The sequence below is a fragment of the Dokdonella immobilis genome (genome assembly GCF_900115085.1).
Classification (GTDB): Bacteria; Pseudomonadota; Gammaproteobacteria; order Xanthomonadales; family Rhodanobacteraceae; genus Dokdonella; species Dokdonella immobilis.
This window is the reverse complement of sequence record NZ_FOVF01000063.1, coordinates 1-2,865: the sequence shown is the minus strand read 5'-3', so window position 1 is coordinate 2,865 and position 2,865 is coordinate 1. Positions and strand designations below refer to the sequence as shown.

General features: G+C 58.4%; 2 protein-coding genes. Both read left to right on the top strand.

What is annotated here, in order from left to right; genetic code table 11:
- The first annotated feature begins 409 nt into the window (after window positions 1–409).
- Window positions 410–787, top strand: coding sequence for a hypothetical protein (locus BM125_RS19495; protein ID WP_139225134.1), 378 nt, complete (start codon window positions 410–412; stop codon window positions 785–787).
- Window positions 788–1,741: 954 nt separating this feature from the next.
- Window positions 1,742–2,734, top strand: coding sequence for a hypothetical protein (locus BM125_RS19490; protein WP_092411114.1), 993 nt, complete (start codon window positions 1,742–1,744; stop codon window positions 2,732–2,734).
- The last annotated feature ends 131 nt before the right edge of the window (window positions 2,735–2,865 follow it).

The following is a 2,865-nucleotide window of genomic DNA, read 5'->3' as shown; positions in this document are numbered from 1 at the left end:
TTGAAGAAGGCGAGCTGACGATCCGCGCCGCAGAGGCGAAGGGCTTCAGGCGTTGGAGGCGGGTGGGAAGTACGAGGAACGGCGACGTCGAGGCGATATTCCTCGGATTGTAGGTGCTCGTAGGACTTTCCATCGCAAGGATCGACCCCGCATAGCCAGGCCCGCCGGATGCACCGCGAATTGCAGTGATAGAAGCCGGGAGTGTCAGGATCGACGAGCAGGTGGCGTGCCGTAGTCATGCCGCCAGCCTGCCGGGATCAGGCCGTGCTGTCTGTAGGAAAACGTCGATTCGTGACGTAGGATGTTGAGGGCTTTTTGGATGTCCCGATTCGCCTCCGATTCGCCTCGATTCGCCTCGCCGCCTCGCCGTCCCCCGGTCCGCTGCCAGTTCCACCTCCTGGATACGAGCGTGTGGTCGTTCGGCTGGATCTCTGACGAAGCAATCAAGGCGACTGCGCCCGATCTCCCCCGCATCACGCACTGTCTCGTCCAGACCGAACATACACCGTGGTATCACCTTGCGATCCTGGATTCGCTCGATATCGAACATCTGCGACCCATGACGCCAAGAGACGAGCTGGCGCAACTTTCGACTTTCCAGCCTCTGGGCAAAGCGAGGTTCATGTTTCTCAACCTCGATGCGCATGCCAGGATTCCAGCGGACTCCCAGGCGAAATTCCTCAGTTGGAGCGGACATGATTTTGAGGATATGAGCGCCGATGTGATGGCGGGACGGCGCATCCCCAAATTCTTCTGCAACCGTCCCGAATCGGAGTGCCCGCGCTGAGGCGAAGCGTCCCGGATAGCATCGAGCCAGTCGTGAATCGTTGTTGCCTCGACGCGATTCGATGGAGTTCTTGGCTGGCCTCGCTGAAGTCGCTAGGTAGGAAGGGTATGATGAAGTGGCGCAATCTTCATGGCGTTCAGAAGGCTCGACGCAGGTGCCGCGTGGCGAATTGAAGGCTCTGGTTGCCTTGACGAAGCGCGCGGTGCGTGCGGCGGGCCTTCTGGACGTCACACTTGTTCCATTGAATCAATCGCTTGGGTGCCACCTGCCTGCGCGCAGCTCTTTTTAGCGTCGCCTTGAAACGACTGCATGGATGCAGGAGGTTGAGCAACGCAGGAGCCGTTGCCGAGACGACCAGTCTGTCTGCGTCGATGCGCCGCGATCTGCACGCAGGCAGGTGTCGTGACGGTTGTGCCACGTGTTCAGACCCTCTCTGCGAACTTTTTCGCCTGTACCTCGGCCGGCCACGGCCTGAGCGCATCTGGCGGCAACTGCCTCCGGTGTGGTTGGCGCCGCGATATGCGCATGGCTGCTGACCACCGCGCCGGTCTTGATTCCACGCAGGATCGTGATCCATTTCGGCAGGTGCAGCTCGCTCCGGAGTTTTCGATACCCGGGTGGCCTCGGGTCAGGCAATCGGAGATGCATGGCTACAGGCGGCGCACGCATCGCAGGAGTGCAGGTGTCCGCCCAGGCGTCAAGAACGGCCAGAAAAGTTACAGAGCCCGGCCCGACTTGAGCCTGGCTCGATCTGCCTACCGCCATGAGACGTTAATTCGGGTCGCAAGACGCCGCCACACAGCCGGATGCGCTATTCGTGCGTAATCGCGCCGCCGACAATTCCTTCAATCAAGAGGCCCCCGGGGAAAGCCGGCCAATATGCGATAACCGCGCAATGGTGCGTTTGGGTTATATGGGAGTAGTATCGCCATACGAAAAAAAAGGAGTCATGAAATGCGCATACGCCTCTTTTGTCTGGCTATCCTGATATCCGGCTATTGTAATGTCGCCTCTGCCATCCTTCCGGAACAGGGGATCTGGTGGAATCCGGCCGAGGGCGGTCGTGGCTACGGAATCGAGATCCAGGACAATTTCATATTCGTAACCTATTACGGATATACCTCGGATGGGCTTTCCGCCTTCTATACCAGTGGGGGCATCTACAGCATCACTTCAAATTCGGCTTCCGTCTACTTCGCATCGTTCTCGAACGGCCAATGCTTCGGATGCGCCTATCAGGGAGATCCGACTCCAAATGTCATCGGCAATGCGACACTGACATTCTTCTCGGCCATGAGCGGAAGGATTGACCTCCCGAGCGGATTGTCCATCCCAATACAGCGGCAGCTCTTTTTTGATACCCAGCCCAGAACCAATCTGTATGGCACCTGGCATCTGACTAGTGGTGCACTCGGCGTGTATTTTGGGCAGGCCTTGTGGATCCAGGCTCCTGATGACTCCTTGGAAGGCGGATTCAGGGGAAGGGTCATTGATGGCTCTGTAGAGCGGATTCTGGTTGGTGCTCCAGCAGAGGACGGGACCGTGGCAGTGCTCGTCGACTCCTCGCCGAGCTACTACACGTTCTATTCATTCGAATGGAGCGTAAATCGTTGGGTCGGGCGGAGCTGGACATACTTGAAGACTTCGCAGCTTTCCGGATCGGGACTTCCATTTTTCGGATCAAGAATTCTCGGAAAGGCCTACTCGGAGCAGGGCGCCACGTTGAGCAACGACGTCTCCCCAGTGCCGCAGGTGCTGGATGTCGGAACGCTCGATTCAGTACTTGCCACCCGGCAGATGCTGGAATCGACCGGTGGCGCGCAAACCAAGTCTGCCTTCGCAGGAGATCGGGTGAATAACAGCGTCGAAGGGCTTCGATCGATCGCGAACTCGCTGGCCATTACGATGACGGCAGAGCAACTCGGGGCACAGCCATACCAGGAATGAGCAGGGGGAGGGGGTGGGCCAATTTCGGCCCCCTCCAGATTTCCCGGGCTTTCGAGCCGGATTTCATTTCCGCCCGAGACTCGAACAACCGTGATCGAAAAGGAAACAACCGGGACACGCACAACTCCAAG

Coding starts and splice junctions, on each gene's coding strand:
- BM125_RS19490 (WP_092411114.1), top strand. CDS start 1,742: ATGCGCATACGCCTCTTTTGTCTGGCTATCCTGATATCCGGCTATTGT.